This is a genomic window from Pseudomonas sp. UME65 (assembly GCF_014170225.1).
GTDB lineage: Bacteria > Pseudomonadota > Gammaproteobacteria > Pseudomonadales > Pseudomonadaceae > Aquipseudomonas > Aquipseudomonas protegens.
In genome coordinates this window covers 591,624-614,023 of the sequence record NZ_LZZQ01000005.1, presented here as the reverse complement: position 1 = coordinate 614,023, position 22,400 = coordinate 591,624, and the positions used below count along the sequence as shown (strand labels likewise).

The following is a 22,400-nucleotide window of genomic DNA, read 5'->3' as shown; positions in this document are numbered from 1 at the left end:
TTTGCATGATGGACAGCCGCGATTGCGCCAGCGCGCAGGCCAGGATTCGTGACGAGGCGGCGGCCTGGTTCACGCGGCTGCAGGAGCCCGAGGTGAGCCCGGAGCAGCAACTGCAGTTCCAGCAGTGGCTGGCCGAGGATCCGCAGCACCGGCACGAGTTCCAGTTGCTCGAAGCCCTGTGGGCGGCCACCGACCTGGTGCCCAGGGCGCGCCTGCAAGCGCTGTGCGCCACCCCGCCGGCCAAGGCCCGGCGGCGCCCGCTGCTGCGCTTTGCCCTGGCTGCCGGGGTGGCGACGCTGGCCGTGGGCCTGGGGCTGTTCAGTGGCCTCAACCAGCCGGTTTCCTACAGTGCGCAATTCGTGACCGCCCTGGGCGAGCGCCGCCATGTGGCCTTGCCCGATGGCTCGCAGATCGACCTGAACAGCCGCAGCCACCTGCAGGTGCGTTATGCCCGGAACCAGCGGCTGATCGAGCTGGTGGAAGGCGAAGCCCTGTTCAACGTCGAGCACGACACGGATCGGCCCTTCGTGGTGGCGGCGGGAGCGGGCAAGGTCACGGTCACCGGCACCCGCTTCGATGTGCGCCGCGATGAGCGCCAGACCCGGGTGGCGGTGGAGCAGGGCCGGGTCAAGGTGCAGGGGCGCGACGCCGCAGCGGATGATTTCATTGCCCTGACCCCGGGCCAGGGCACCCATGTCGATGAGCACGGCAAGGTGGCTCAGGCCTACGCGGTGAACCCCGAGGCGCTCACGGCCTGGCGCAGCGGCAAGCTGGTATTCAACAACGCCTCCCTGGCCGAGGTGGTGGCCGAAGTCTCGCGTTATCGCGAACAGCCCCTGCGGGTGGCCAGCGCCGCAGTGGGTGAGCTGCGCCTGACCAGCGTGTTCAAGTCCGACGACACCCAGGCCCTGCTCAAGGCCCTGCCGAGCATCCTGCCGGTGGAGGTGCGGACCCTTGCCGACGGTAGCCAGGAAATTTTTTCACGTTAGATTCAGGTTTTTTTTCAGTTCATCGTCTTCTTGTCCAACTGCAACTGGTTTGCATTAACAGACGCACCTTAGTGTGATCGACAGGACTGCCGCCGACGTGAAAAAAATAGCCGTTTCTCCCGCCGTATCCCCGTTGCCCGCGCGCCGCTGGCTGCCCCTGGCCCTGGCCCTGGCGGTCAGTGCGGCCTTGCCCCAGGCCCAGGCCGGGCAAGCCGCCGCCATTCACATCCAGGCCCAGCCGCTGGGCCAGGCCCTGAGCCAGTTGGGCCTGCAGACCTCGTTGCAGGTGTTCTTCAGCCCCGAGCTGGTGGCCGGCAAGCAGGCCCCGGCGGTGGACGGCAACCTGTCCCCGGAACAGGCCCTGGGCCAGTTGCTCCAGGGCAGTGGCCTGCAATACCAGATCGACGGTGGTTCGGTGACCCTGAGCCCGGCTCCGGCAGCCACGGGCGGTGCCCTGGAACTGGGCACCAGCAGCATCAGCGTGGTGGGCGACTGGCTGGGCGATGCCGATGTGCAAAAGGTCCAGAACCACCCCGGTGCACGCACAGTGATCCGCCGTGAGGCCATGGTGGAGCAGGGCGCGATGAACGTCGGCGACGTGCTGCGCCGGGTGCCCGGGGTGCAGGTCCAGGATGCCAACGGCACCGGTGGCAGCGATATTTCCCTGAACGTCGGCGTGCGCGGCCTGACCTCGCGCCTGTCGCCGCGCTCCACGGTGCTGATCGACGGCGTGCCGGCGGCCTTTGCACCCTATGGCCAGCCGCAGTTGTCCATGGCGCCGATTTCCTCCGGCAACCTGGACAGCATCGATGTGGTGCGCGGCGCCGGTTCCGTACGCTACGGGCCGCAGAACGTCGGCGGGGTGATCAACTTCGTGACCCGGGCGATTCCGGAAAAGGCCACCGGGGAAATCGGCACCACCCTGGAAACCTCCCGGCAGGGCGGCTGGAAGCACATCGACACGGCTTTCCTCGGCGGCACTGCGGACAACGGCCTGGGGGTGGCGCTGCTGTATTCCGGGGTCAACGGCAATGGCTACCGCGAGGGCAACAACGGCAACGACATCGACGACGTGATCCTCAAGACCCACTGGGCACCCACCGAGCAGGACGAGTTCTGGTTCAACCTGCATTACTACGACGCCACCGCCGACATGCCCGGCGGCCTGACCCAGAAGCAGTACGACGCCAAGCCCTACGACTCCGATCGCGACTGGGACAACTTCAGCGGCCGGCGCAAGGATGTGTCCTTCAAGTACCAGCGTCAGGTCGACGACCGCACCCAGTTCGAAGTGCTGACCTACTACTCCGACAGCTTCCGCGGCAGCAACATTGCCGCCAGCGACCAGAAGACCCTGGTTTCCTACCCGCGCACCTACTACACCTTCGGCATCGAGCCACGGGTGTCCCATGTGTTCGACCTGGGGCCCACCACCCAGGAAGTCAGCGTGGGTTATCGCTACCTCAAGGAAGGCATGCATGAACAGGCCAGCCGCGTGGCCCTGGTGAACAACCAGCCGGTGCTCACCGCGGATTCCGACGGCCATGTCTACCAGGACCGTACCGGCGGCACCGAGGCCAATGCCTACTACATCGACGACAAGATCGACGTCGGCAACTGGACCATCACCCCGGGCATCCGCTTCGAGGACATCAGCACCCACTGGCACGACCGGCCGGTCCCGGGCACCAACGGCGTGCGAGTGCAGGAGAAGCGCCGCAGCATCGACAGCAACGAACCGCTGCCGGCCCTGAGCGTGATGTATCACCTGTCCGATGCCTGGAAGCTGTTCGCCAACTACGAGACTTCCTTTGGCAGCCTGCAGTACTTCCAGCTGGGTCAGGGCGGCAAGGGCGACCAGACGGCCAACGGCCTGAGCCCGGAGAAGGCCAAGACCTACGAGATCGGCACCCGCTACAACGATGATGTGTGGGGCGGTGAAGTGACGCTGTTCTACATCGACTTCGACGACGAGCTGCAATACATCAGCAACGACGTGGGCTGGACCAACCTGGGGGCCACCAAGCACCAGGGCCTGGAAGCCTCGATGCATTACGACCTGGCAGCCCTGGACCCACGCCTTGACGGCCTGACCGCCAACGCCGGCTTCACCTACACCCGCGCCAGCTATGAAGGCGAGATCCCCGGCTTCAAGGGCCGCGACCTGCCGTTCTACTCGCGCCAGGTGGCCACTGTCGGCCTGCGCTACGACATTGACCGCTGGACCTACAACATCGACGCCTTCGCCCAGTCCAAGCAGCACTCGCCGGGCACCGGGGTGAACGCCAACGGCAGCTTCAACGGCAACTACATCACCGATGGCAGCGCCGATGGCCGGTACGGCGACATGCCGGGCTATGTGCTGTGGAACATCCGTGGTGGCTATGACTTCGGGCCGCAGTTGTCGAACCTGAAGCTGGGGGCCGGCGTGAAGAACGTCTTCGACCGCCAGTACTTCACCCGTTCCAGCGACAACAACTCGGGGATCTACGTGGGCGCGCCCCGGACCTTCTTTGTCCAGGCCAGCGTCGGCTTCTGACCCCCGCAACAGGCGCCGGCTTGCCGGCGAATCCCCAGAGCGGCGCAGGTTCTGGAGGATGGGTCATGGCTGGCGGCCCCTTCGCTGGCAAGCCAGCTCCTGCATGGAGGGCGGCGAATCCCTGGCGCAATGCTGTGCTTTAGTGGCTCAGACCTTGAGCACCTTGCCGCTGGCGGCCACCGCCAGCAGCAGGACGGCGATCAGGCCGAAGGCCGCGCTCAGGCTGCTGCCATGGGCAATGAAGCCGATCACCGCCGGCCCGGCCAGGATGCCGGCGTAACCCAGGGTGGTGATGGCCGGCACGGCGATGCTTTCGGGCATGACGTTCTGCTTGCCCACGGCGGTGTAGAGCACCGGCACTATGTTCGAGCAACCCGCGCCCACCAGGGCATAACCCACCAGCGCCGCCTCCCAGGCCGGGGCCAGGGTCGCCAGCAACAGGCCAGCGGCGGCGGTGGTGCCGCCGATGATGATCACCCGGCGCGCGCCCAGGCGATGGACGATGGCATCGCCCGTCAGGCGGCCCAGGGTCATGGTCAGGGCGAAGGCGGCGTAGCCCAGGCCGGCGTAGGCGGCATCCAGGTCGCGCTCGGCGGTGAGGAAGACCGCGCTCCAGTCCAGCACCGCGCCTTCGGCGAGGAACACCACGAAGCACAGGCAGCCGATGAACAGCACCACACCATGGGGCACGGCAAAGGCCGGGCCCGAGCTCTGGCTGCCATAGGGCAGCATGTGCGGCGCGGCCTTGAGCAGCGCCAGCAGCATCAGGGCGATCACCACCAGGGTCGCGCCCAGTGGCGACAGGCCCAGGCCGAGCAGGGCGCTGACCCCCGCGGCGCCGACGATCCCGCCCAGGCTGAACAGCCCGTGAAAGCCCGACATCATGGTCTTGCCGCTGGCCCGCTCGACAATCACCGCTTGCAGGTTGACCGTGGAATCCACGCCGCCCAGCCCGGCGCCGAACATGAACAGCGCGGCCATCAGCAGCGGAATCGAGGTCAGGGTGGCCAGCAAGGGCAGGGCCAGGCAGATCAGCAGGGTGCCGCCGGCCATCACTTTGCGGCAGCCGAAGCGCCCGGCCAGGGCGCCGGCAATCGGCATCGCAAGGATCGAACCCACCCCCAGGCACAGCAGCAACAGGCCCAGGGTGCCTTCGTCGAGCCCGGCCCGGGCCTTGGCGTAGGGCACCAGCGGGGCCCAGGCGGCAATGCCGAAGCCGGCGATGAAAAAGGCGATGCGCGTGGACATCTGTTCGAGGCGGCCGGGGGTGGCCTGGAAGTGGGTGTTGCTGGCAGTCATAAAAATCCTTGGCGATCGAACTCGCTGCCGGCCGCCTGATGCCCCCATGGCGTGATGGCGGCCGGGTGGGGATTGTGACAAATCTGGCCCTCGAAGGTTGCAGAAATCCGCAGCGCAGTGCTTCTGCAGCGGGTTGCGGGTGAAATAAATTTGCGCAGGCCGGCGGTTTGTTTCGCATAATCGGCGGCTGTGCACAAAAACGTTGCAGTGCGTGCCGTTCCTTCCCGGAGTTTTCCTGCCCATGAATGCCAGCCTCGACGCCTACGACCTGAAGCTGCTCGCCGAGCTGCAACGTGACGCCAGCACCGCGCAAAGCGAGCTGGGGCTGCGGGTCAACCTGTCCACCGCGGCGGTCAACCGGCGGCTCAAGCGCCTCTGCGACGAGGGGGTGATCGAGCGCTACAGCGCCATCGTCGCGCCGGATGCCCTGGGGCACGAACTGAGCATCATCGTCGAGGTGGAAGTGGAGAGTGAGCGCATCGACCAGATCGACGCCCTCAAGCGCAACTTCCAGGCCTGCCCCCAGGTCCAGCAGTGCTACTACGTGGCCGGCGAGTGCGATTTCGTGCTGATTTTCTGCGTGCGCAACATGGCCCAGTACACCCAGCTGACCCGCGAACTGTTCTTCGACAACCCCAACGTCAAGCGCTTCAAGACCCTGGTGGCGATGAACCGGGTCAAGGTCGGCCTGGAAGTGCCCACGGCCGGCTGAGGCTCAGGGCGCCTGCAGCGCCTCCATCAGGAAGTCCACGAACACCCGGACCTTCTGCGACAGGTGGCGCTGGCTGGGGTACAGCGCATAGATCTGGCGCCCGGGCAGGTGCTGGTCCGGCAGCACCCGCAGCAGTTGGCCGCTGTCCAGCAACGGCTGGGCGAGGAAGCCGGGTAGGGCACCGATGCCCAGGCCGGCCACCAGCATGTCGGCCAGCAGCAGGCTGTTGTCCGCGGAGAAATGCACCGGCAACTCCAGCCGGGTCTGGCCTTCCGGGCCTTGCAACTGCCAGCGCCCCGGGTGTTCCGCCAGCCGGTAGGCCAGGCAGCGATGCTGATGCAGGTCGGCGATGCTGGTCGGTGTGCCCGCGGCCTGCAGGTAGGCCGGCGCGGCGCAGATGACCTGTTCCACCTGGCCCAGCTGGCGGGCGATCAGCGACGAATCCTGCAGTTGCCGGCGAATCCGCAGTGACACGTCGAAGCCTTCGCCCACCACATCCAGCACCTGGTCGTTGAGGGTCAGGTCCACCTGCAACTGCGGGTAGCGCTGCATGAAGGCCACCAGGATCGGCGACAGCACCTTGAGCCCGAAAGACAACGGCGCATTCACCCGCAGGCGCCCGCCGGGTTCGTGCAGGCCGGCCTGGGTGGCCCGCTCCAGGGCGTCCAGTTCGTCCAGCAGGTGGCAGCATTCGCTGAAGTAGCGCTGCCCGGCTTCCGACAGGCTCATGCGCCGGGTGGTGCGCAGGATCAACAGGCTGCCCAGGCGTTCTTCCAGCTGGCGCACCTGTTTGCTCACCGCCGCCGTGGATTGCCCTAGGTCGGCGGCGGCCTGGCTGAAACTGGAGCGTTCCGCCACCCGGCGAAATGTGCGCATGGCCAACAACACATCCATATTGTTTCTCCCGGGTTGAATATGTATCCACGAAATGGCTGATTATCTCTGATCTGCCACTCAATACCATGGCCACTTCATTTCACTGGAGTGTTGTCATGGCTCATCGCGCAATGTTGAAGATGGCTTCCGGGGCGCTGGCCCTGTCCCTGCTCAGTGGCTTGTGCCACGCCGCCACGGCGGCCCGGCCCGAGGTGGGTATCAGCCCCTGGGGGCCCAGGGACGAGATCGGCCGCCTGAACCTGATCACCCCCCAGTCGCGGGCGGCGATCATGGCCCGGGTCAGTGGCGAGCAGGCCTACGACCTGGCGGTGGACTATTTCGTCGGCATGCCCAGCTGGCAGGCCGCCGGCGACCCGCCGTACCAGATGTGGATGACCCACACCCCCCACGGCAACGTGATCGCCGACCCGATGCAGGTCGGCGAACCGATGAACCAGCACGTCAGCTACAGCGGTTCGGCTGTGTCGATGTACGCCCACATGGGCACCCATATCGATGCCCTGAACCACTTCGGCCTCAACGGCAAGATCTGGAACGGCTACCGCGCCGACCAGCACCTGGGGGACCGCGGCTGGAACGTCACGGGGGCGGAAAAACTGCCGCCGATCATTGCCCGCGGGGTGCTGATCGACGTCGCCGCGGCCAAGGGCCTGGAGCAACTGGCGGACAGCTACCGGGTCACCCGCGCCGACCTGCAGCAGGCCCTGGCCCGGCAGAAAGTGGCCCTGGAGAAGGGCGACGTGGTGCTGATCCGCACCGGGCGCATGCGCGACTACGACAATGCCCAGCGCTACATGGCCAACCCGCCGGGCCTGAGCCTGGACGCAGCGAAGTTCCTGGTGGAAGAGGGCGGCGCCATGGTGGTGGGGGCCGACAACCTGAGCTTTGAAACCTTCCCCTCCGAGGTGCAGGGCAACTACCTGCCGCTGCACACCTACCTGCTGGCGATGCAGGGCGCGCCGATCCTGGAACTGGTGAACCTGGAAGGGCTGGCCCGGGACCAGGTCTACCAGTTCGCTTTTATCGGCGCTTCACTCAAACTGCGGGGCGCGGATGCGGCGCCGATCCGCCCCATGGCCTTGCCCATCCGCTGACCTGGCGGAGGGGTTTTCTTCAGGAGCTCAGCATGTCCACCCAACCTTCTTCCACCCCCGTCCTGGCACTGTCCAACCCGGCCGGGCTGTATGACCCCAGCACCAATGGCTACTCCCATGTGGCCCAAGTGGCCGCCGGTGCACGGCTGGTGTTTGTCGCCGGGCAGGGCGGCGAGACCGCTGACGGCCAGTTGTCGGCGGATTTTGCCAGCCAGGTGCGCCAGGCCCTGGCCAACCTGCAGGTCGCCCTGGCCAGCGCCGGTGCCGAGGTTGGCCAGGTGGCCAAGCTCACGGTGCTGATCGTCGACCACAGCCATGAGCGCCTGGCGATCTTTGGCAACCAGCTGAAGGCACTGTGGGGGCCGGCACCGACCCCGGTCTGCACCCTGATCCCGGTGCCGCGGCTGGCCCTGGACGGCATGCTGTTCGAAATCGAGGCGATTGCCGCCCTGGCCCCCTGAACCGGCATTGCCCTCTGGCCGAGCCGCTGCATTCTCCGTAATGTCAGCGGCTCGGTTTTTTCTGGAGGCGGTGTGATGGCGGCGTTCTACGATGCACGAGGCAATCTGTATGGCGTGGTGGCTCCCGCGGCGTTGCGCCGCCTGGGGGTCGCCTTGCCCACCACCGCGGCCCAGGCGGCCCGGGACCGGCGCCTGTGGACCGAACAGGCCATCGCCGCCTTGTGCGACTGGGCCCCGGGCACTCGCCCGCCCGGGGCCAAGGCCCACCGCAGCGATGGTTTGCTGGTGGGGCCGTTCCAGGACGCGGCGCCTTTCGATCTGCTGATCGTCAACACCGACGGCACCCTGGCCGAGCGCAGTGGCAATGGCCTGACGATCTTTTCCCAGGCCCTGACCGAGCAAGGGCTGCTGGCGCCTGAAGGATCGACACGCCTGCAGGTGCACCATGACCAGGGTGCGGGCGTGTCCCCGGTGGCCACGGTGGTGGAGCCGGCACAAGTGGCGGGGCAGGCGGGCTTCTGGCTGGACCTGGGCCAGCCCTCGTTCGGCCCCGAGGCGGTGGCGGCGATGGGGGTCGAGGCGGTGACCCTCGACGGCTGCGAGCTAAGCCGGGTGGCGCCCTTGCAGGCGCTGAATCCGCTGTGGGAACACAGCCAGTTCGTGCGCATCGGCAATCCTCACTGCGTGACCCTGGTGGAGGATGCCGATGCCTTGCCGGACAACCCGCAGATGCTCCAGGCGCCCCTGGCCGAGGGGTTGACCGCCATCGCCTTTGCCCTGCCCCTGGGCCACGGCGAGCCGTGCCCGGCGGGGGTCAACCTGCAATGGGCGGCGCGGCAGTCGGCGCAGCGCATCGTTGCCCGGGTGTTCGAACGAGGAGAGGGGCCGACTGCGTCCTCGGGCACCAGTGCCAGCGCCGTGGCTTGCGCGGCCTGGCGGGTTGGCTGGGTCCAGGCCGGGCGGGTCGAAGTACTGATGCCGGGCGGCACTGCGCCGTTGATGTTGCAAGAGACCGACGGGGTGTTAACCCGGGTGAGCCTGTTCGGCACGGCGCTGGCACTGGCTGAGTGAGGACGCCGGAGTCGCGGTGGCGGAGTGCAAAACGGCTGGAGTTTCTATAGCGTGGCGGCAGTTGCGGCTGGTCGCTCGATACAGCCCACATTTACCGAAAGGACTCGACATGCAAAAAAGAACGCCTCGCCGAGCTTTGCTCAAAGGCACGGTTATGGCCCTGGGGGCTGCGGTCGCTGGCAGCCTTGGCGGCTGTCTGACCAGCAGGCTGTACGAAAGCCGGGCCAGCAATGAGGTCTATACGGAAACCGTCAGCCAGTTCTACATCACGGCGGACGCGAAGAGCTTCGTCATTCTTGGCAAGCAGTATCACTACTTCGTGATGGTCGATCCTGAGTTGCTGAAGGCCATCAAGTCGGACCTGCATGGGAAAATGCAGGCCGAGTTTTCGCAGATCCTCGTCAATGCGTGGCAGAACCTGGAGGGTGAGCTGGTCCTGAGGATACCCGGGCTGGACCAGCTCGACGCCCAGCAGATCGATGCAGCCCAGGCTTTGGGCTTCGTTGTTGCAAGGTCGCAAAACGCCCTGTTGCACCGCTATGCCATTCGCGGCAGCCGCTTTGAGTCCAAGCGGGATATCAGCGCCTATCCGGCCAACGCGTTGAACAGCACCTACACCCTGAATTTCTCGGCGTACCGGGAGAAGAGCAAGGTCGGCCAGGTGTTGCTGACGCCGGTTACCCTCACCGCAGACGGTGTATTGACGATCCTCGCCCTGCCGCTGTTGCCGCTGGCGTTCATGGGGGCCCAGCCGTTTCGGGTCAAGTAAGCATCGCCACGGGTCAGTCGCCGGCCAGTTGCACCTGGGCCATCTGCCGTTGCATCAGCACTTTGCCGTGGCGGATGGAGTACAGCGCCAGGCCCTGGCTGCGGATCATTTCGTAATCGCTGTCGGCAGACAGGATCAGCAGGTTCGCCGGGCGACCTTCTTCGATGCCGTAGCGCTCGCCCAGGGCCAGGGCCTTGGCGCTGTTGTCGGTGACCAGGTCGAGGGCGTTCTGCAAGTTGCGGTAGCCGAGCATGTGGCAGATGTGCAGGCCGGCTTCCAGTACCCGCAGGATGTTGCCGTTACCCAGGGGGTACCAGGGGTCGACAATCGAGTCCTGGCCGAAGCACACGTTCATCCCGGCCTCCAGCAGCTCATTGACCCGGGTCACGCCGCGGCGTTTCGGGAAGCTGTCGAAGCGCCCCTGCAGGTGGATGCTTTCGGTGGGGCAGGAGACGAAGCTGATGCCCGAATGCCCCAGCAGGCGGAACAGCTTGGCGCAGTAGGCGTTGTCGTAAGAGCCCATGGCGGTGGTGTGGCTGGCGGTGACCCGGGAGCCCATGCCCCGGCTGCGCGCTTCTTCGGCCAGCACTTCAAGAAAGCGCGAATGCGGGTCATCGGTTTCGTCGCAGTGCACGTCCACCAGGCACCCGCTGCGTTCGGCCAGGTCCATGAGGAACTTCACCGAGCTCACGCCCTGGTCCCGGGTGTATTCGAAGTGCGGAATACCGCCCACCACATCGGCGCCCAGGCCAATGGCCTCTTCCATCAGCTCGCGGCCGTTGCGGAACGATTCGATGCCTTCCTGGGGGAAGGCGACGATCTGCAGGTCGATCAGGTGCGCGCTTTGCTCGCGCACTTCGAGCATGGCCTTGAGGGCGGTGAGGTCCGGGTCGGTGACGTCGACATGGGTGCGTACATGCTGGATGCCGTGGGCGGCCAGGGCGCGGATGGTCTTGTGGGCGCGGGCGCGGGTGTCTTCGGCGGTGATGGTGGCCTTGCGTTCGCCCCAGCACTCGATGCCTTCGAACAGGGTGCCGCTCATGTTCCAGCGCGGCTCGCCCGCGGTGAGGGTGGCGTCCAGGTGAATGTGCGGTTCGACGAAGGGCGGCACCACCAGGTTGCCACCGGCATCCAGGTGCTCGGGGCCGAAGGCCGGCGCGGCGGTGGGGGCGTCCGGGCCCTGCTGGACGATGCGGGCGATGCGGCCGTTTTCCAGGTGCAGTTGGTGCAGGCCTTCACGGTGGCGCAGGCGGGCGTTGGTGATCAGCATCGGAGCGGTTCCTCGGGTCGGGCAATCAGCGGTTCAGCCGTGGGATCCGGGCGGCGGCCCTTGTCCCTCGGTCATTGGGCTGTGCTTCAACCGGTACCGGTCGAAGCAGGCAGGTGGTTCGGGGCGGGTCATGATAGACCCGGAACGCGCCGGGAGGGCAAGGCCCGGGTTCAGGCCCGGGCGTCGAGGGTGGCGCTGGTGCGGGCGCCGAGCCAGGCGCTGAGCAGGACATAGCTCAGGCTTGCTACGCCGATGCCCACCAACGGCGCGACCCAGGGCGAGCAGAAGGCCGCCAGGGTGCCCAGGCCATAGGCGGCCAGGCCCGGCCAGTTCCAGGCCGGCAACTGGCTGTCGGCCAGGCGCGGGTAGCGGCCGCGCCAGCGGTAGAAGAAGTCCGCCATGATCACCCCGCCAATCGGCGGAATCACCGTGCCCAACAGTATCAGGTAGGGCACCAGCAGGTCGTACATGCCGAGCATCGCCAGCAGGGTGCCGATCAGCGCGCCCACCAGGGTCACGGTCTTGCGCCGGTCGGTGCGCAACAGGTTGCAGCCGGCCACGGCGAAGTTGTAGATGGTGTTGTCCTGGGTGCTCCAGATGTTCAACAGCAGCATGGCCATGGCCGCCATGGCAAAACCCTGGAGCAGCAGCACTTCGACCACGTCCGGCTGCTGGTAGACGATGGCGCCGTAGGCACCGATCAGCACCATCAGGCCGTTGCCGATAAAGAAGCCGATCAGGCTGGCGCTCACCGCCACCCGCGCCGAGCGGGAAAATCGGGTCCAGTTGGTGGCCTGGGTGGCGCCGCTGACGAAGGTGCCGAACACCAGGGTGATGGCGCTGGAGAGGTCCAGGCTGTCGCTAGGCGTGACCCCCAGCAAACCGTCGAGGCCGCCGATCTGCCGGGTGGCCACCCACATCGACAGCAGCAACAGCAGGCCCATGGCCGGCACCGCGATCCAGGACAGGATCTCCAGGCCGCGATAACCGATGTAGGCGGTGGCGCAGAAGGCCATGCCGAACAGCAGCATCAGCCCCAGTACCGCACCCGGATCCAGCTGGAAATACTTGCCCAGCACCACCGCGGCGGTGGCGGTGCCCCAGGCGTACCAGCCGATCTGGGTGAAACCCAGGATCAGGTCGCTGAGCTTGCTGCCCCGTTCGCCGAAGCAGAAGCGCCCCATCAGCACCGTGTTCAGCCCGCTCTTGAAGGCGATGTAGCCGAGGCTGGCGGCGTAGATACCCAGCAGCAGGTTGCCGACGAGGATCACCACCAGCAGGGTGGTGAAGTCGAAGGCCACCCCCAGCTTGCCGCCGGCGAACATGGTGGCAGTGAAGAAGGTGAAGCCCAGCAGCACCATGGCCATGGAGGCCAGGCCCTTGCGGGCGTGCTGCGGAACTTCGCTCAAGGGGTAGTCGTTGCCGGGTTCGTGCTGGGTCATGGGCCTGTCCCTGGTCGCAGTGATGCCACGCTGTTGCAGGCGCCGTGCCAATCCTTGACGGCAGGGCCGGGCGCCCCAGCAGTTATAGCCGATGCCCGTGCCCCTGCACCGGGTGCCTGTGGCCCGGGGGCGAAAGCGGTGCACCCTTGGGCCAGATTGGTTCACCGGCGGTTCAGTCCTCGTCGGGGCTGAAAATGCTTTCGATGGGCAGCTGGAAGGCCCGGGCAATCTTGAACGCCAGGGGCAGGCTGGGGTCGTAGCGCCCGGTCTCGATGGCATTCACCGTCTGCCGTGACACCTCGAGGCGGGTGGCCAGTTCGGCCTGGGACCAGCCTTGCCGGGTGCGCAGTTCGCGCAGTTGGTTGTTCATCGGTAGCGCCGCACGCCGGCCACCGTGGCCAGGGCCCAGACCAGGCCCATCACGGGCCATACGTAGAACATCGAGAGCCGGGGCAGGCCGGCGGTTTCCAGGAAGCCGTAGCTGAAGGTGATCAGCGCGGTGCAGACAAAGGACAGGCCCAGGGCTTCGAGCTGGATGCGCCGGGCCAGTTCGTCCATGCGTCGCAACTGGCGCACCACCGCCAGGGCCATGGCCACCATGGGGATCACCGGCACCAGGGCCAGGGCGATCTTGCCCGGGCCCGGGTTCATGTCCGCCAGCCAGTGGCTGCTCAGCAGCACGCAGGCGATGTAGGCCAGCAAGGCCAGGCCGAATTCCCTGAAATAGCGTTTGGTGCCCATGGGCGATCTCCTTTTAGTAAAGTGTCCTTTACATTAGGCGGGGCGCTTTTTCATGTCAAGGGTGCTTTACATCGGCGCCGTCACGCTCAGTCGAAGAGGGCCACGCTGCGCCGGCCTTCGTGGAAGTCGAAGGCCTCCTGGATATCCCGTTCCACGGTGCGTCCCAGGGACAGCGGCGGCAACTGGTCCGGGGCGAAGAACGCCGCGTCGCTGGTTTCGCTGCCGGCCATCGGGGCCTCGGCGTCTTGCCGTTCGCAGAGGAAGTAGAGCTTGTAGAAGTCCCGGTGGTCGGGCTTGTAGGGCCCCTTGGCCTTGTGCCGCAGGCCGTACAGCTGGCGCACCGAAACCTGCAGCCCGGCTTCTTCGTGGATTTCCTTGATGATGTTCTGCGCCGCCGACAGGCCCACATCGGCGTAGCCCCCGGGCAGGGCCCAGAGGCCGTCGTGCTGCTCGCGCACCAGGAGGATCTTGCCGTCCTCGATCAGCGCGCCGCGCACTTCCACCATCGGCGTCGAGTAGCGCTGGGCGAAGTCCGAGACCAGTTCGTTGATTCGCTCCAGGGGCACGTTGCCCAGTTGCGCGAGCATGTCGTGGGCGATCTCGGCGACTTCCTGGTAGCGCTCGCGATCATGCACGTCGCGGCAAAAATGCAGGCCGGTGGAGGCGATGGCTTGCAGGCGTTTGGCGTGGGTCAGCCAGCTGCTTTCCATGAGAGAGGTTCCTGCAACGTCAGAGAGAAGCGCTTGTTTTAAGCCCTTGGCGCGCAGGGAGCAAGCACCACGCCGTGGTCGGCGGCGTGGCGCCGGAACATCAGCCGCCGGCGCTTTGCCGGTGGCAGCGCACTTGCCGGGTGGCATCCCCCAGCAGCTGTTGCGGCAGCTCGCAGCCCGGGCCGCGGCGGCTGCAGCGGTCGAAGAAGAAACAGCCGGCGGGCAGCTTGCGGTTGCCCGGCAGTTCGGTGGGCGCCGAGAGCTGGCTGTCCGCCAGGGGCGCACCGAGGCGCGGCACCGCCTCCAGCAGCAGTTGGGTGTAAGGGTGGCGCGGGCGCTCCAGCACCTGTTCGGCGCTGCCCAGTTCGACGATCTGCCCCAGGTACATCACTGCCACCCGGTCGGCCATGTGCCGGACCACCGAGACGTTGTGGGAGATCAGCACGAAGGTCAGGCCGCGGCTGCGTTGCAGGTCCGCCAGCAGGTTGAGGATCTGCGCCTGCACCGAGATGTCCAGGGCCGAGGTCGGCTCGTCGAGGACGATGATGTCCGGGTTCGACGCCAGGGCCCGGGCAATGGCGATGCGCTGGCGTTGGCCGCCGGAGAACTGGTGCGGGTAGCGCTCCAGGTATTCGCCGCGGATGCCTACCTGCTGCGCCACCTTGGCGGCGATCTCACGCATCTGTGCCACCGGGGTGTTGCCCAGGGCGAACAGCGGCTCGGTGATGATCTTCCAGATCGGCAGGCGCGGGTCGAGGGACGACTGCGGGTCCTGGAACACGATCTGCACGTGGCTGTGGCGCTCGCGGTCGCTGGCGTAGGCCCAGCGCAGGTCGCCGCTGCTGGGCTTGACCAGGCCCATGAGCAGTTGCGCCAGGGTGCTCTTGCCGCAGCCGGATTCGCCGACGATGCCCAGGGTTTCCCCGGGGCGCAGTTCCAGGTCGATGCCGTTGAGGGCGTGGGCAAAGGCCCGGGGCCGGCCCAGCCAGTCGTTGCTCAGGGGAAAGCGCACCTGTACATCGTTGAGGCGCAGCAGCGGCTCGCTGCCGGCCCGGGGTTGCGAAGCATTCATTGGGCGGACTCCGGGGCAGCCAGCCAGCAGGCGCTCTTGTGCTGCTGGCTGGCGTTGATCGAATGCAGCGGCGGCCGCTGGGCACACACCGCCATGGCCTGGCTGCAGCGCTCGCGGAAGGTGCAGCCGCCGGGCAGATGGGCGAGGTTCGGCACTTGCCCGGGAATGGTCAGCAGCGGCTCGCCGGGGCGCACTTGCTCCGGCAGGCCGCTGAGCAGGCCGCGGGTGTAAGGGTGTTTCGGGTCGAGCATGACCTGGGCAGTACTGCCTTGCTCCACCACGGCGCCGGTGTACATCACATAGACCCGGTCGCAGAACTGCGAGACCACCGCCATGTCGTGGGTGATCAGGAGGATCGCGGTGCCCCGTTGCCGGGCCTTCTCGCGCAGCAACAGCAGGACCTGGCGCTGCACGGTGACGTCCAGGGCGGTGGTGGGTTCATCGGCGATCAGCAACTGCGGGTCGCAGGAAAACGCCAGGGCGATCATCACCCGCTGGCGCATGCCGCCGGACAGCTCGAAGGGGTAGGCCTGCAGCACCTGCTCGGGGTCGGCGATGTGCATGTCGCGCAGCAGGTCGATGGCCTTGGCCCGGGCCTCGTCCTGGCTCAGGCGCTGGTGATGGATGATCACGTCGAGCATCTGCCGGCCGATGCGCCGGGTCGGGTTGAGGGCGGTCATCGGCTCCTGGAAGATCATCGCCGCATCGCGGCCGCGGATCTGCAGCAGCTGTTTTTCCGGGGTGGCGAGCATGTCGCGGCCCAGCAGGCTCAGGCTGCCGGAGGTGATGTGGTAGCTGCGCTCGGGCAGCAGCCGCAGGCTGAGCATGGCGGTCACCGACTTGCCCGAGCCGGATTCGCCGACCACGCCGACGATTTCCCCCGGGTTGACGTGCAGCGACACGCCGTTGAGGGCCTGCACATTGCTGCGGTAGGCGGGGAATTCCAGGCTCAGGTTGTCGATGTTGAGAACGGCGGATGAGCTCATGGTCATTTCCCCTGTTGCCGTGGATCGAGCAGGTCACGGATGCCGTCACCCAGCAAGTTGAAACCGGTGGCGGTGAACAGGATCGCCAGCCCGGGAAAGGTCGAGTACCACCAGTTGTCGAGGATGAAGTTGCGCCCGGTGGCCACCATCGCCCCCCATTCGGCGGTGGGCTGCTGCGCACCCAGGCCAATGAAGCCCAGGGCCGAGGCCATGAGGATGGCGCTGCCGATGTCCAGGCTCAGTTGCACCAGCAGCGGCGGCATGGCGTTGCGCCCCACGTGCCAGCTGACGATGTGCCAGCGCCCGGCGCCGTAGGTCTGCGCCGCCTTGACGTAGCCCATCTGGCGGATGCTCAGGGCCTGGCCCCGGGCCAGGCGCACATAGAACGGAATGCGCACCAGGGTGATCGCCAGCATGGCGTTGAACAGGCTCGGGCCCAGGGCGGCGGCCAGGGCCATGATCAGCACCAGCGATGGCACCGAGAGCATGATGTCCATCAGGCGCATGATCAGGCTGTCGAAGCGCCCGCCGATGATCCCCGACAGGCAGCCCAACAGGCCCCCGGCCAGGCACGAGGCGAAGGCCACGAACAGGCCCACGCCCACCGACTGGCGGCTGCCATGGAGCACCCGGCTGAACAGGTCGCGGCCCACTTCGTCGGTGCCGAACCAATGGGCGGCGCTGGGAGCGGCCAGGCGTTGGGCCAGGTTCAGGGCGTTGGGGTCATGGCTCGACAGCCAGGGGGCAAAGGCCATGCACAGCAGCACCAGCAGGGTCATGCACAGCCCGGCGATGGTCAGCGGGCTTTGCCGCACGCGGTAGCCCAGGTAGGCCAGGCGGGTGCGCCAGCCGCTGGCCTGGGCGGTGGGTTGTGGCAGGGGAATGTTCAAGGGAGCGGACATCTCAACTTACCTCGCCAATGCGCGGATCGATCACCCGGTACAGCAGGTCGATCGCCATGTTCAGCAGCACATAAATGAACGACACCAGGATCGCGAAGCCCATCACCGCCGGGAAATCCAGGGCCTGGATCGACTTCACCACGTAGGCGCCCATGCCCGGCCAGGCGAACACCGTCTCGGTCAGTACCGCGCCGTACAGCAAATCGCCCAGGGTCAGGCCGAGCACCGTCACCGAGGGGATCAGGGCGTTGGGCAGGGCGTGGCGCAGGATCACCGCCCAGCGCGACAGGCCGTAGGCCCGGGCGGTGCGGATGTAGTCTTCGCCCAGTTGGTCGAGCATGGCCGAGCGGATCTGCCGCGCCACCACCCCAAGGTTGACGAAGCCCAGGGTCACCGCCGGCAGGATCAGGTGCTGCAGGGCATTGAGGAACAGCGGGATGTCCCCGGCCAGCAGCGAGTCGATCAGGTAGAAGCCGCTGACCGTGGGCGGCGGCTCCAGGCCTTCGTCCAGGCGCCCGCTGCCGGGCAGCCAGCCGAGGTGGCCGTAGAACAGCACGATCAGCCCCAGCCCCAGCCAGAACGCCGGGGTGGAAATGCCGGTGACCGCCAGGGTGCGGGCGATCTGGTCGATGAAGCGGTTGTGATAGACCGCCGACAGCACCCCCAGCGGCACCCCCACCAGCACCGACAGCAGCAGGGCGGCCAGGGCCAGCTCCAGGGTTGCCGGGAAGAAGCTCTGCAGGTCCTCCAGCACCGGGCGGCTGGTGCGGATCGAGGTGCCCAGGTCGCCGTGCAGCAGGTCGAGCATGTAGCGCCCGTACTGCTGGTACAGCGGCAGGTCCAGGCCCAGCTGGTGGCGGATGTTCTGCACGATGGCATCGCTGGCCCGGTCGCCGGCGATCAGCCGCGCCGGGTCACCGGGAATCAGGTGCGAGATGGTGAAGGTAATCAGCGAAACCCCGACCACGACCAGCAACAGGCCGAGCAGGCGTTTGCGCAACATATTCAGGAAGGCCATGAGGCAACCTCGTTAACGCTTGACGAACGGCAGGGGGCACGACGGCCCCTCGCCGGGGACACGGCAACCCGGCGCCACCCCGTTTCAGGGGCCGGCGACGGGGAACGCAGGGCCGGTCCTACTTGCTGATTTCAGCGATGTTGAACACCTGTTCCAGCATCGGGTGGAACACGTAGCCCTTCACCGAATCGCGCATCGGCAGGCTGTAGTTCTTCTGGTACAGGTAGGCGTAGACGTTGTCCTTGAGGACGATCTTCTGCGCCTTCTGGTACAGCTCGATGCGCTTGGCGGTGTCGTTGGTGGCCGCCGCCTCGCGGATCAGGCTGTCCACCTCGGGGTTGCTGTAGAACGAGCGGTTGCCCGGCAAGCCCTGCAGGCTGGAGTCGAACCAGAAGTTCATGAACATGTAGGGGTCGGCGAAGTCCGGGCTCCAGGAGCCGATGGCCACGTCGTAGTCGCCCTTGCCCACCCGTTCACGCATGGTGGCGTTGGCCAGCTTCTCCATCTTCAGGTTGATGCCCAGGGGCGCCAGGCCCGCTTGCAGGGTCAGGCCGATGGACTCCCAGTTGGCGTCCTTGTCCGAGTAGAGGTAGGTCAGGTTGCTGATTTTCTGCGGGACCTTGGCCAGGCTGGCCTTGGCGCCGTCGAGGTTCTGCTGCATCAGCGGCAGGCTCGGGTCGTGGGCCCACATGCCGTCGGGGATCGGCCCGTTCATCAGCTTGGCCTGGCCCTTGAGGATGCCGTCGACGATGCCCTTGTAGTCGATGGCCTGGACCAGTGCCTGGCGCGCTTCGACGTTGTCCAGGGGCGCACGCTGGTTGTTCAGGTACAGGTAGTTGACCCGCAGCGAGGGGAAGGTCTGGATCACGATGCCTGGCTTGCCGGCCAGGGTGCCGAGCTGGTCTTCGGGCATGTCCTCGATGATGTCCAGGTCGCCGCGTTCCAGTTGCAGGCGGCGCACCGAGGCCTCGCTGATGATCTTGATCACCACCTTGTTCAGGCTCGGCTTGGGGCCGGCGTAATAGCTGTTGGGTTCCAGCGTCAGCGCCTGGCCCTTCTGCCAGTTGCTCAGGCGGAAGGCCCCGGAGCCGGCGGTGTGGGTCGAGAGGTAGGCGTTGACATCCTCGCCCTTGTTGGCCACGTCCGGGTTGATGATGCCGCCGCCGTTGTGGGCCAGGGTGTAGAGGAAGGGCGCGTAGGGTTTCTTCAGGGTGAAGCGCACGGTCAGCGGGTCGACCACGGCCACGCTCATGTCATCCGGGAAGGCGCCGGACGGGCCTTGCTTGAGCTGCATCAGGCGGTCGAAGGAGAACTTCACCGCGGCGGCGTCCACCGGCTTGCCGTCGTCGAACTTGTTGCCCGGCTTGAGCTTGAAATCCCAGGTCAGGTTGTCGGCGGAGGTGCTCCAGCTCTCGGCCAGGTCGCCCTGGACTTCGGTGCTGCCCTTGCCGTTCTCGACCTTGTAGGTCACCAGCTTCTGGTAGGCCGGGTAGGTCACGGCCCAGTCGTTGTTGTCGATGGTCACGGCGGGGTCGAGGGTCTGCGGGTCGGCGGCCTTGCCGATCATCAGGGTGTCCTTGGGCGCGGCGGCGCTGGCTGCCTGCCACGCGCCCAGGCTCAGGGCGGCGCACAGCAGGGACAGGGCGACACGGGTGGACAGACGCACATCAGGGTGATTGCGGTTAGGGGTCATGCCGGTTTCCTTGATCATTCGATGTTGGGAAGTTCGTCAGGTTTTTTATAAAAGCTATAACCGGGCAGTTGTTGCTGAAGCAGTGTTGCAGTAGGTCCGGCTTGGGGCAGTTAGCTGCCTGTTGTTGTGGCCGGTGGGGAGCGGGAAATCAGTGTTCGAAGGGCTGGTCGTGCTCCTGGATCAGGGGAAAGTCCTCGGCGTTGGGCAGCTCGTAGTGCCACCACTCGGTGGGGATCGCCTCGAAGCCGGCGCTGAGCATGATCCCCAGCAGCATCAGGCGGTTGCGCTGCACCTGGGGCGGCAGGTCGCTGTAGAACTGGTGCGACTTGGGCTCCATGGCGTCGAAGGCGGTGCCCATGTCCAGCGGCTCGCCGGTTTCATCCACCAGGGTCAGGTCCACGGCCACGCCCCGGGTGTGGTGCGAGCCCAGGCGCGGGTCGCGCACGTAGTCCGGGTTGGGCAGGGCCTGCCACAGCAGGTGCTGGGCGTAGGCCGGGCGGTAGGCGTCGTAGATGCGCAGGCCCAGGCCGGCCATGCGCGCCAGCTGGCTGGCCTTGTACAGGCAGGCGGCGGCGTCCTTGTGCAGCAGGCAGCGGGCGTTGCGATAGATCACCTGGCCGGCCAGGTTGTCGGCGCTGGCGTAGATCAGGTCGATCTGAAGCTGATGGCGCTGGGCGTCGATTTCGACAAGGGGGCTGTTGTTCACTCACTCACTCCATCTGGGTTAACGCTTGAAGGTCAGGACTCGAACTGGCCGAAGGCTTCCTGCAACTGTCGGTTCTTGGCCAGGCGCTGGTCCAGGCGCTCGCCATAGCCCTCGGCCACGGCGGACACCATCAGGTTGAACAGGCAGGTCAGGGGCGCGAGGGAATCCCAGAACTGGCCGACATCGGTTTTCAGTTGCAGCAGGTCCAGCGGGTAGTCCCGGGCCCAGGGGCACTGCAGGTCGGTGACCAGGGCCAGGGGCAGGGCGTTGGCATTGGCCACTTCGCAGAAGGTCTGGGTGATGCTGGAGTAGGCGCGAAAGTCGGAGATGATCGCGTAGGGCTTGGCAAAGCCGGAGTTCAGGGTCTCGGCGTAGATGCCTGAAAGCCCGTCCACGTAGTAGACCTTGGGCCGGATGTATTCCAGGTGGCTGTGGAAGGCGTTGAGGATGCCCCGGGTCGACTGGATGCCGATGATGAACACCGCATCGGCCTCGACGATCTGTTGCACGATGGCGGCGAAGGGCTGGCTGCGGGCCAGGCCATAGACATGCTGGATGGCCTCGATCTCGCGATGCATCGAGCGCTCCAGGGCATCGTCCTGATGGGCTTCGCTGCGAAAGGCGCCGAGCCGATCGGTGATCAGCCAGGAGGCCGGGGCATCGCCGCGCAGGCCTTGCTTGACGTCATCCAGGTTGCGATAGCCCAGCGAGCGCAGGAAGCGCCCCACGGAAATCCCCGTGGTGCCGGCTTGCTGGGCGATGCTGTCGGCGGTCTCGAAGGGCAACTGCTGGAGGTTGGCCAGCAGGTAGGTGGCGATGCGCTTGCCGGTGGGGGTCAGGCTTGCAAACTGCTGTTCCAGGGTGACTTGGAAACTGTTCTTGTCCATGACCATCTCGCCGGGCGTTCGCTGGAAATGTTATTTGTGTTTCATTATTGTATCTCGTGTTAGAAACATAACATCGGCTTTCGCGACAACACAAGGCTTTTGTCCGGGGTGGTCGTTTTCGGCAGAAAGTGACGTTGCCGGCTATCTCAGCCCGATGGAGGGGAAGCGCTCAGCCAGCACCCGAGGTCGAAGATGGCGGCTTCCACACTGCTGCTGCGGCCGCTCCAGCTGCAGGCCAGCATCAGGTTGCGCGGCAGGTTGAAGTCCTCCACCGCAAAGCCCTGGGCGTCGCGCCCGGCGTGATCGTGGGGCACCTGCCGGCGCAGGGTGGCGGGGCCTTCGAAGTAGGCCCACACCGGTTTGCCCAGGGCGACCGCCGCGCCCACTTCGAAGGCGGTGCCGGAATCCGGCTCGAGGCCGCGAAAGTCATTCAGGTTGGCCAGCAATGCATCGCAGCCGCGGATCATCTGCAGGTTCTGCCGGTAGATCCACTGTGCGGTGGCTTCTGGCGTGAGGCGAGGTGGCGCCTGGTTATCCAGGGGAAACAGGCCGTGCAGGCCCTGGGCGCTGCACAGTTGCTTGAGGTATTCGCCATGGGCCGGGGCGTCGGCGCGAAACACATCGAAGCCGGCGAGGTAGATACGTGGAGGCATGGAGAGGGCTCCTGGGTTCAGTCCAGTGGCTTGCTCATGTACACCCGGTGCAGGCCGTGTTCCACGGCGCGGTGGGTTTCCACGTAGCCGTGGCGGCTGTACAGGGCGATGTTCTCGCTCATGGCTGCGTTGGTGTACAGGCGCACGCAACTGTGACCGGCGGCCACGGCCTGTTGTTCGGCAAAGGCCAGCAGTTGCCGGCCATGGCCCCGGCCCTGGGCCTCGGGGTGGACCGCCAGGTTGTCCAGCAGCAGGGCTTGATGGGCGTCCAGCAGGACAACGAAACCGGCGATTGCCTGCTGCTCCTCCAGGACCCAGACCTGCCGGGCCAGCACCAGGCACGAATAGTCTTCGAGCATGGGCGCCGGTTCCCGGCCGATCCGCGCGATATAGGGCGCATAGGCGCGCTTGGCGATGCCTTCGATGGCGGCGAGGTCGGGCAGGGCAGCGGGGCGAATGGTCGGCGGCATGGGCGCAAGTGCTCGGGTA

The 22,400-nt window shown here is 66.4% G+C and carries 23 protein-coding genes; 7 read left to right on the top strand and 16 right to left on the bottom strand.

Annotation, left to right across the window (positions count from 1 at the left end; genetic code table 11):
• Window positions 1-5 precede the first annotated feature (5 nt).
• A complete protein-coding gene (locus tag A9971_RS06360; RefSeq protein ID WP_077934524.1) occupies window positions 6-989 on the top strand; it encodes a FecR family protein in 984 nt (327 codons plus the stop codon).
• 97 nt (window positions 990-1,086) lie between these two features.
• A complete protein-coding gene (locus tag A9971_RS06355; RefSeq protein ID WP_183001699.1) occupies window positions 1,087-3,528 on the top strand; it encodes a TonB-dependent receptor in 2,442 nt (813 codons plus the stop codon).
• Between the two features lie 147 nt (window positions 3,529-3,675).
• Here A9971_RS06355 and A9971_RS06350 read toward each other — a convergent pair whose 3' ends face one another.
• Complete coding sequence (locus A9971_RS06350; RefSeq protein WP_011062322.1) at window positions 3,676-4,827, bottom strand: MFS transporter; 1,152 nt, start codon at window positions 4,825-4,827, stop codon at window positions 3,676-3,678.
• A gap of 241 nt (window positions 4,828-5,068) precedes the next feature.
• Between A9971_RS06350 and A9971_RS06345 the strand changes: the two genes are divergently transcribed.
• On the top strand, window positions 5,069-5,539 hold the full coding sequence (locus A9971_RS06345; RefSeq protein ID WP_015636382.1) for an Lrp/AsnC family transcriptional regulator: 471 nt from the start codon (window positions 5,069-5,071) through the stop codon (window positions 5,537-5,539).
• Between the two features lie 3 nt (window positions 5,540-5,542).
• Here A9971_RS06345 and A9971_RS06340 read toward each other — a convergent pair whose 3' ends face one another.
• On the bottom strand, window positions 5,543-6,433 hold the full coding sequence (locus A9971_RS06340) for a LysR family transcriptional regulator (RefSeq protein ID WP_183001698.1): 891 nt from the start codon (window positions 6,431-6,433) through the stop codon (window positions 5,543-5,545).
• A gap of 98 nt (window positions 6,434-6,531) precedes the next feature.
• On the opposite strand from A9971_RS06340, the gene A9971_RS06335 reads away from it, so the two are divergent.
• The 4 genes from A9971_RS06335 to A9971_RS06320 all read left to right on the top strand — a co-directional run bounded on the left by A9971_RS06335 (window position 6,532) and on the right by A9971_RS06320 (window position 9,831).
• The gene (locus A9971_RS06335; protein WP_041119195.1) at window positions 6,532-7,530 is read left to right on the top strand and encodes a cyclase family protein; all 999 of its coding nucleotides are present in this window, start codon (window positions 6,532-6,534) and stop codon (window positions 7,528-7,530) included.
• 32 nt (window positions 7,531-7,562) lie between these two features.
• Window positions 7,563-7,991 (top strand): RidA family protein, encoded by a 429-nt coding sequence (locus tag A9971_RS06330; protein ID WP_041119193.1) that lies wholly within the window; start codon window positions 7,563-7,565, stop codon window positions 7,989-7,991.
• A gap of 75 nt (window positions 7,992-8,066) precedes the next feature.
• The gene (locus tag A9971_RS06325; protein ID WP_041119191.1) at window positions 8,067-9,062 is read left to right on the top strand and encodes a DeoR family transcriptional regulator; all 996 of its coding nucleotides are present in this window, start codon (window positions 8,067-8,069) and stop codon (window positions 9,060-9,062) included.
• A gap of 154 nt (window positions 9,063-9,216) precedes the next feature.
• On the top strand, window positions 9,217-9,831 hold the full coding sequence (locus A9971_RS06320) for a hypothetical protein (protein WP_041752426.1): 615 nt from the start codon (window positions 9,217-9,219) through the stop codon (window positions 9,829-9,831).
• Window positions 9,832-9,844: 13 nt separating this feature from the next.
• On the opposite strand, the gene codA is transcribed toward A9971_RS06320, so the two are convergent.
• The 14 genes from codA to A9971_RS06250 form a co-directional block, all read right to left on the bottom strand.
• Window positions 9,845-11,101, bottom strand: a complete 1,257-nt coding sequence (codA, locus tag A9971_RS06315) for a cytosine deaminase (protein ID WP_053152795.1) — start codon at window positions 11,099-11,101, stop codon at window positions 9,845-9,847.
• A gap of 170 nt (window positions 11,102-11,271) precedes the next feature.
• Window positions 11,272-12,543 (bottom strand): cytosine permease, encoded by a 1,272-nt coding sequence (gene codB, locus A9971_RS06310; protein ID WP_053159528.1) that lies wholly within the window; start codon window positions 12,541-12,543, stop codon window positions 11,272-11,274.
• 172 nt (window positions 12,544-12,715) lie between these two features.
• The gene (locus A9971_RS06305; protein WP_015636377.1) at window positions 12,716-12,913 is read right to left on the bottom strand and encodes a helix-turn-helix transcriptional regulator; all 198 of its coding nucleotides are present in this window, start codon (window positions 12,911-12,913) and stop codon (window positions 12,716-12,718) included.
• Window positions 12,910-13,284, bottom strand: coding sequence for a hypothetical protein (locus A9971_RS06300; protein WP_011062314.1), 375 nt, complete (start codon window positions 13,282-13,284; stop codon window positions 12,910-12,912). Before A9971_RS06300 ends, A9971_RS06305 begins: the two co-directional genes overlap by 4 nt.
• 86 nt (window positions 13,285-13,370) lie before the next feature.
• Complete coding sequence (locus tag A9971_RS06295) at window positions 13,371-13,994, bottom strand: NUDIX hydrolase (RefSeq protein WP_053159526.1); 624 nt, start codon at window positions 13,992-13,994, stop codon at window positions 13,371-13,373.
• 100 nt (window positions 13,995-14,094) lie between these two features.
• Complete coding sequence (locus A9971_RS06290; RefSeq protein ID WP_183001697.1) at window positions 14,095-15,066, bottom strand: oligopeptide/dipeptide ABC transporter ATP-binding protein; 972 nt, start codon at window positions 15,064-15,066, stop codon at window positions 14,095-14,097.
• Window positions 15,063-16,058, bottom strand: a complete 996-nt coding sequence (locus tag A9971_RS06285; RefSeq protein ID WP_041119177.1) for an ABC transporter ATP-binding protein — start codon at window positions 16,056-16,058, stop codon at window positions 15,063-15,065. Before A9971_RS06285 ends, A9971_RS06290 begins: the two co-directional genes overlap by 4 nt.
• Entirely contained in the window at window positions 16,055-16,954 is a 900-nt protein-coding gene (gene ddpC, locus A9971_RS06280) for a D,D-dipeptide ABC transporter permease (RefSeq protein WP_015636372.1), read from the bottom strand. The genes A9971_RS06285 and ddpC overlap by 4 nt, the downstream gene beginning before the upstream one ends.
• A 1-nt stretch (window position 16,955) precedes the next feature.
• Complete coding sequence (locus tag A9971_RS06275; protein WP_011062309.1) at window positions 16,956-17,972, bottom strand: ABC transporter permease; 1,017 nt, start codon at window positions 17,970-17,972, stop codon at window positions 16,956-16,958.
• A gap of 118 nt (window positions 17,973-18,090) precedes the next feature.
• Window positions 18,091-19,665, bottom strand: coding sequence for an ABC transporter substrate-binding protein (locus A9971_RS06270; RefSeq protein ID WP_183001696.1), 1,575 nt, complete (start codon window positions 19,663-19,665; stop codon window positions 18,091-18,093).
• A gap of 148 nt (window positions 19,666-19,813) precedes the next feature.
• Window positions 19,814-20,371: a D-alanyl-D-alanine dipeptidase gene (gene ddpX, locus A9971_RS06265; protein ID WP_015636370.1), complete on the bottom strand. Its 558-nt coding sequence runs from the start codon at window positions 20,369-20,371 to the stop codon at window positions 19,814-19,816.
• Window positions 20,372-20,403: 32 nt separating this feature from the next.
• The gene (locus A9971_RS06260; protein WP_015636369.1) at window positions 20,404-21,264 is read right to left on the bottom strand and encodes a MurR/RpiR family transcriptional regulator; all 861 of its coding nucleotides are present in this window, start codon (window positions 21,262-21,264) and stop codon (window positions 20,404-20,406) included.
• A gap of 140 nt (window positions 21,265-21,404) precedes the next feature.
• Entirely contained in the window at window positions 21,405-21,911 is a 507-nt protein-coding gene (locus tag A9971_RS06255) for a nucleoside 2-deoxyribosyltransferase (RefSeq protein WP_011062305.1), read from the bottom strand.
• A 17-nt stretch (window positions 21,912-21,928) separates the two neighbouring features.
• Window positions 21,929-22,381 (bottom strand): GNAT family N-acetyltransferase, encoded by a 453-nt coding sequence (locus A9971_RS06250; protein ID WP_015636367.1) that lies wholly within the window; start codon window positions 22,379-22,381, stop codon window positions 21,929-21,931.
• Between the last annotated feature and the right edge of the window lie 19 nt (window positions 22,382-22,400).